At 64.0% G+C, this 6,659-nt stretch carries 5 protein-coding genes; 4 read left to right on the top strand and 1 reads right to left on the bottom strand.

What is annotated here, in order from left to right; genetic code table 11:
- Both HUK84_RS08290 and HUK84_RS08295 read left to right on the top strand, forming a co-directional pair.
- A partial coding sequence (locus HUK84_RS08290; protein WP_408887818.1) for an MGH1-like glycoside hydrolase domain-containing protein occupies positions 1-1,800 on the top strand: 1,800 nt, incomplete at its 5' end.
- A gap of 538 nt (positions 1,801-2,338) precedes the next feature.
- Entirely contained in the window at positions 2,339-3,490 is a 1,152-nt protein-coding gene (locus tag HUK84_RS08295) for a patatin-like phospholipase family protein (protein WP_218064279.1), read from the top strand.
- Between the two features lie 86 nt (positions 3,491-3,576).
- Here the strand turns inward: HUK84_RS08295 and HUK84_RS08300 are convergent, their stop codons facing one another.
- Positions 3,577-4,386 carry a hypothetical protein gene (locus HUK84_RS08300; protein WP_176639878.1) on the bottom strand — a complete coding sequence of 270 codons (810 nt, stop codon included), beginning with the start codon at positions 4,384-4,386 and terminating at the stop codon, positions 3,577-3,579.
- Positions 4,387-4,534: 148 nt separating this feature from the next.
- Here HUK84_RS08300 and HUK84_RS08305 point away from each other — a divergent pair, with 148 nt between their 5' ends.
- Both HUK84_RS08305 and HUK84_RS08310 read left to right on the top strand, forming a co-directional pair.
- A complete protein-coding gene (locus tag HUK84_RS08305; RefSeq protein WP_176639879.1) occupies positions 4,535-5,218 on the top strand; it encodes a hypothetical protein in 684 nt (227 codons plus the stop codon).
- A gap of 166 nt (positions 5,219-5,384) precedes the next feature.
- Positions 5,385-6,659: DUF3300 domain-containing protein (locus HUK84_RS08310; protein WP_176639880.1), on the top strand; the 1,275-nt coding region annotated here is incomplete at its 3' end.

The following is a 6,659-nucleotide window of genomic DNA, read 5'->3' on the forward strand; positions in this document are numbered from 1 at the left end:
GGCAGCGCGCGCGTGCGGCTGCGCCTGCGGCCGGCGGGGACCGAGGGAGCGCCCTTCGCCGATTTCGACCGTGTGTTCGACGACCGGCGCGCCGAGGCGGATGAATTCTATGCCGTCCTGCAGCAGGATGTTGCCGATTCGGGGCATCGGGCCGTGCAGCGCGCCGCCTTCGCCGGCATGCTGTGGTCGAAGCAGTTCTATTATTTCAATGTTTCGGCGTGGCAGACGGGCGATCCGACCCAGCCGGAACCGCCCCGCGACCGGGTGAACGGACGAAATGCCGAGTGGCGGCATGTCGACAATTACGATGTCATCTCGATGCCGGATAAATGGGAATTTCCGTGGTATGCGTCCTGGGACCTGGCGTTTCACTGCATCACCTTCGCGCTGATCGACCCGGATTTCGCCAAGGCGCAACTGATTCTGCTGACGCGTGAATGGTACATGCATCCCAACGGCCAGTTGCCGGCCTATGAATGGGCGTTCGGCGACGTCAATCCGCCGGTGCATGCGCGGGCGGCCTGGCGGGTCTATCAGATCGACAAGGCGATGACCGGAAAGGGGGATGTTGCTTTCCTGGAGCGGATCTTCCACAAGCTGATGCTGAATTTCACCTGGTGGGTGAACCGCAAGGACGCCGGCGGGCGCAATATCTTCCAGGGCGGTTTCCTGGGCCTGGACAATATCGGCGTGTTCGACCGGTCGCGGCCGCTGCCGACCGGCGGCGTGCTGAGCCAGGCTGACGGTACGTCCTGGATGGCGATGTATACGCTGAACCTGCTGCGCATCGCGCTGGAGCTGGCGCATGGCGACGCGGTCTATGAGGACATCGCGACGAAATTCTTCGAGCATTTCCTCTATATCGCCTATGCCATGGAGCGGGTCTGCGGCGATGGGTGCGGGTTGTGGGACCCGGAGGACGAATTCTATTACGACGTGCTGGATCTTTCGGACGCGCGGGTGCCGCTGCGGCTGCGGTCGATGGTGGGGTTGATCCCGCTGTTCGCGGTGGAGATCCTGCGGCCCGGCGCGGATGTCCAGCTACCGGATTTCACAAAGCGGGCCCGCTGGTTCGTGAGGCACCATCCGGACCTGGCCGCGCTGATCTCGCGCTGGCAGGAGCCGGGCAAGGGCGCCGAATACCTGCTGTCGCTGCTGCGCGGGCATCGGCTGAAGGCGCTGCTGCGCCGGGCGCTGGACGAGGCGGAGTTCCTGTCCGATTACGGCGTGCGGTCGCTGTCGAAATATCATCAGACGCATCCGTTCGTCTTTACGCATCGCGACCAGACCTATCGCGTCGAATACGAGCCGGGTGAATCGCGTTCGGGCGTGTTCGGCGGCAATTCCAATTGGCGCGGGCCGGTCTGGATGCCGGTCAATTACCTGCTGATCGACTCGCTGTATGAATTCCATCGCTATTACGGCGATGATTTCAAGGTGGAGTTTCCGGTCGGGTCGGGCCGCCAGGCGAGCCTGGCGGCGGTCGCCGACGATCTGCGGGACCGGCTGGCCGCCTTGTATGCGCCGGCGGAAGACGGCGGCCGTCCTGCCCTGGGCGGCAGCGCCCTGTTGCGGAGCGACCCGCATTTTCGCGACCATCTGCTGTTCCATGAATATTACCATGGCGAGACGGGAGCCGGGTTGGGCGCATCGCATCAGACCGGCTGGAGCGGGCTGATCGCGCTGCTGCTGTTTCCGCGCGATCCGGCGAGCCCGTGCGGCCTGGCGGTTGCCGGGACGACGATTTCGGTCCGCGATCACGGCGCGTTGTCCGGTGGCGCGCAGCGGGGCAGTCATTAAAAGTTTTGTTTCGGAAAGAACAGTGCTTGAGAATCGGATTTGCTCTGCGCATCGACGTGGCCGGATCGGGAACCAGCACCGCCTTATTCTATCTCTGCGCCGTGGCCGGCTGCCTCGGCGGGGCAGTGATGATCGGCCTGTTGCCGCGTTTTCACACCATGACGCCGATTCTTCTGGTAATTTCGGTTTCTCTTTTCAGCAATTCGCTCGGTCTTCTCGCCCCGATCGTGACCGGGTACATTGTGTCGTATACGGGACGGTTCGACGTTGCGTGGTATATGTGCGCCGAGACGCGTAGGCGATGGGTTCCGACGCCGGAGCAGCGTCGAGCCGTCGTGAAGCCCACACGATATAATTATCGGAAACTTTTCCACATCCATACGTCTTGCAGAGACCGAACCGGTTTGTGTGCCGCCGCCCGCGGACATGCCGAAGGGTGTGAGCGCGAACGAGAATGGCCATGGGATACGGTCCGGATCTTCACGCGCCGGGGTCGACAGCACGTCGGAGAGCTTTGCGCCTTGCCGCCGGCGGCGGCGTGGCCGCCCTGTTGACCGGATGCAGCCTGCCGATGCGGGGGCCGGCCGTGCCGCTGGCCCGGACGCGCCAGGCCAGCGTGCTGGGCGTACCGAACGAGCGTTTCTTCCCGTTCTACGGGACGGAGCCCATGGAAGCCGAGGTCTTGGCGGCCCTGGAGCGGATGCGGCGGACGGGCGGCCTGATGCCGGGTACATTGCTGCCCGCGCTGCAATTGCTGGCGGTATCGGGCGGCGGAGAAAACGGCGCCTTCGGCGCGGGCGTGCTGTGCGGCTGGTCCGACCAGGGCACGCGACCGGTATTCCAGCTTGTGACGGGCGTCAGCACCGGGGCGCTGACCGCGCCGTTCGCCTATCTGGGATCCGGCTATGATCCGCAATTGCGCGCCGTCTATACCGAACTGACGCCATCCCACGTGCTTTTGCGGCGCTTCTTCACCGCCGCGCTGTTCAACGACGCGATGAGCGACAACGCCCCGCTGTTCCGGACCATCTCGCGATACCTGAACGCGGACATGCTGGCGGCGCTGGCACGCGGCTACGCCGATGGGCGGCTGCTCTTCGTCGGGACCACCGACCTCGACGCGCAGCAGCCGGTGATCTGGAATATCGGCGCCATTGCCGCAAGCGGACACCCCCGGGCATTGAACACGATCCGTCGCATCCTGCTGGCGTCCGCCGCGGTGCCCGGCGCGTTTCCGCCGACCATGTTCGACGTCGTCCTGGACGGCCGGCCTTATCAGGAGATGCATGTGGACGGCGGCGCCTTCGCACAGGCATTCTTGTACCCGGCCGCGCTGACACGGCTGCGGCGCCAGCGCATGGCCGCCGGTCAGCCCGTGGTCGCGGCGACCGCCTATGTCATCCGCAATGGTCGTCTGGACCCCGAATGGGCGGCGACGGAACGGAGCACGCTGGGCATCGCCGGACGGGCGATATCCACGATGATCACGGCCAGCGGGATCAATGACGTCATGCGGCTGTACAACACGACCCGGCGCGACAATATCGATTTCAATCTGGCCTATATCGGTCCCGACTTCGACATGAAGCTGCCAAGGCCGTTCGACCAGGGCTATATGCGGGCATTGTTCAGTTACGGCTACCGGCGCGCGCGCGCCGGCTATCCCTGGGCGAAGGCGCCGCCGATCTAGGGCAGATCCCCGTCGTGAAGATTCTCGAAGCATCGAGGATGAGGGATGGTCTTTATCCCGTCAGCGCATCTGGTCAGTGCATCTTGTCAGTGCATCTGGGCCGGGCCGCCGAATCCCCGGATCGTCCATATCAGCGGCGAGGCATCGGCGCGAATGCTTCCTATGCGCGGCTGGTTCAGATCCATGATCAGGATCATGCCGCCTGACCACATCATCAGCAGCAACGTGGTCAGGACGATGTGCCGATCGCCGCCGAGGCCCAGTTGATAGCCCAGGGCACCGATCGTCGCGAGTGCCTCGAGATAAAGCATCAGCACGATATTCGTCGGCACGTGGCTTTGGTACGCAAATCGCTGCGATGTGAAAAGGTCGAACATGTCATTCAACGCGCTGGCCAGCGCGATCGTCACCGGATTGGAGGCATGGCGGGCGATCATGCCCATGGAGCGCCATATGCCGGCCTGCAAGGCGCCCATCCGCTCGACGAGCCCGGGGATGTCCGCATTCGACTCCGCCGTGGTATAGGCGAGCGCGACACGGGCGTACTCTTCGATTTCCGCCGCGATCACAGCCGATTCGGCGCCATCGATCAAGTTCGCGCGCAGCCATGCCGTGCTGATGGCGTTTGCTTCGGCCAGCACGAGATCGCGGCGTGCCTCGAAGCGGTCCTGCGCGAAGTTTATGGACAGGCTCAAGGTAAACGCCAGCAGGCCGATCATTCCCGTCGTCAACGTGGCGCTTGCAGCGAGATCCGTGCTCTTTTCCGATTTCCGTGAAGCGATGCGTCGTCCGAGGCGATAGCCGAATTCCGCCGCGAACATGAGAGACGGGAACAGGATACCCGCCACCCCGCCGATGCTCAATATCGACAGATGTCGGAAGGCCGCCAGAATCATCCGATGCCACAATCATCCGATACACCGATCATCCGATGCCTCCCATGCCGCGACACAGGCCGGGCGCGCCGCAAGTCCGTCACCGAACGGGCCGCGTCCTGCGGCAGGCCAGATCATAGCGGGCCAGGTCAGCGGGAGTTTCCGCCTTATGGCCGGTTATCATCGTCGTACCCGGAAACGGCCGCGTGTCCGTTCATACCTCTGTGACCGCTTCAACCTTTACGGTCCGCAGCCCGTTGAGCCGCTGCCCCGGATGAGCGAATCGAGCACGGGCCGCTTTGGCCATCCGGAAGGTTTTCCTTCAAGCAACATACCGGTCCTGGTTGCAAAGGTACCCGTCATGTCAGGGATTGTCTCTCGATGGCATAGAATGGTGTTTCCGGCGATGCTGCTTGCCGCGTCCGCCCTGGCGATTTTTCCTGGCGGATGCTCGGAAGGATCGAGCGACCAGCAGGGCGGCTCGTCGGGGCGCGTCCCGGACGGCTATGTCGAACTGCATGAGTTTCAGGTGGCGTTCATCGGAAGCGGCGGCGGCGGAAACGGCACCCTCACCTTCCGCGGAAAGACCTATCCGATCCGCTTTGGCGGCCTGGGTATCGGTGGGTTCGGCATTTCGTCGGTCGATGCGACCGGGGAGGTTTTCGACCTTCATGACATCAAGCAATTTCCCGGCAGCTACGGACGGGCACGTTACGGCTTCGCCGTCGGCACCGCGAGTGCCGGGCAGATGTGGTTGCAAAACGGCTCCGGCGTCGTGTTGCATCTCCACGCGAAGCGGAAGGGGCTGATGCTGAGTCTGGGCGGAGACGCCCTGGTCATTTCCATGAAGTGATTCTTGCGGCAAATTGCCGTGGGGATCGTCTTTTTTGCGATACCGCCGTCAATTCGGAACCATCGTTTGCAACGACAGGGTCCGACGGCGACCCCGGCACATATGTCGAAGGCATGTCGTCCAAAAAAAGCCGGATGCGAACGCGCCCTGCAATGGAGGCTGTATCGTGGCGAGATGGACATACGTACTGGCGGTGCCCCTGGCCCTCTATACCCTGGCCCCGTCCGTTGTCGTCGCGCAATCGGTCACGGCGCAGACGCCCGCAGTGCCGCAAGCCGCCACGACGCACGTTTCAAAGGAAGAACTGCGGCAGATGGTCGCGCCGATCGCGCTCTATCCGGACGCGTTGCTGACCCAGATTCTGGCGGCGTCCACCTATCCCCTTGAGATCGTGATGGCCGATCGATGGGTGCGGGCACCCGGCAACGGGACTTTGAAAGGCGACGCGCTGATCCGGGCGCTGGATGGACAGGACTGGGACGCCAGCGTGAAGTCGCTGGTGCCGTTTCCGGACATTCTGCACACAATGAGCGAGAATATCGACTGGACGCAGAAGCTGGGTGAAGCTTTCCTGGCGCAACAGTCCGACGTCCTGGCCGCCGTGCAGGCGCTGCGTGGGCGTGCCGAGGCTGCCGGGACGCTCAAGAGCACCGCGCGGCAGACGGTCACGCACGAGGGGTCCAACTATGTCATAACGCCTGCGCAGCCCGATACAGTCTACGTGCCGGCCTACAACCCGAACGTTGCTTACGGCACCTGGCCCGATCCATCCTATCCGCCGGCATATTACCCGCCGCCGACCGGTGCATATGCGGCGTCGGCCCTGGCGACCGGACTGGCATTCGGTGCGGGTATCGCCATTACAAATTCGCTTTGGGGCTGGGGGCAACCGAATTGGGGAGCCGGCAACGTCAATATCAACGCAAGCCGCTTCAACGGCATCAATGCCAACCGCTACAATAATTTTCGCGCGAACGGTGCGGCCGTGACCTCGGGCAACTGGCAGCATAATCCCGACCATCGACGCGGCGTGGCCTATGCCAATCCGCAGGTGCGCCAACAATATCGGCCCGGCACCGGCGCCAATTCGGCACAACGCGAAGCGTTCCGCGGCCGCGCCGCCCCCGGGACGTCCAATATCGGTCAGAATCGGCAGGCCCCGACCAGGCGAGGGAACGCGGGGACAATCCAGCGCCCGAATGCGGGCGCCGGCAATCGACCGAATATCCGGTCCCCCGCCGGTGGCGGCGGCACCGCGCAAGCGCTTCGGAATAGTCCACGCACCGGCGGGGAAGGCAGATTTTCCGGAGCCGGATCACAGAACCGTCGGGCATCCGCGGGTGCTCCGGCCTTTCAGAGCATCGGCAACGGTGCGGGCGCGCGCGCGCAGGCAGCGCAGGGCCGTGCAAGCCGCGCCAGCATGTCCGGCGCCGCGCGTGGT

It is taken from the genome of Nguyenibacter vanlangensis, assembly GCF_013376155.1.
Taxonomy (GTDB): Bacteria; Pseudomonadota; Alphaproteobacteria; order Acetobacterales; family Acetobacteraceae; genus Gluconacetobacter; species Gluconacetobacter vanlangensis.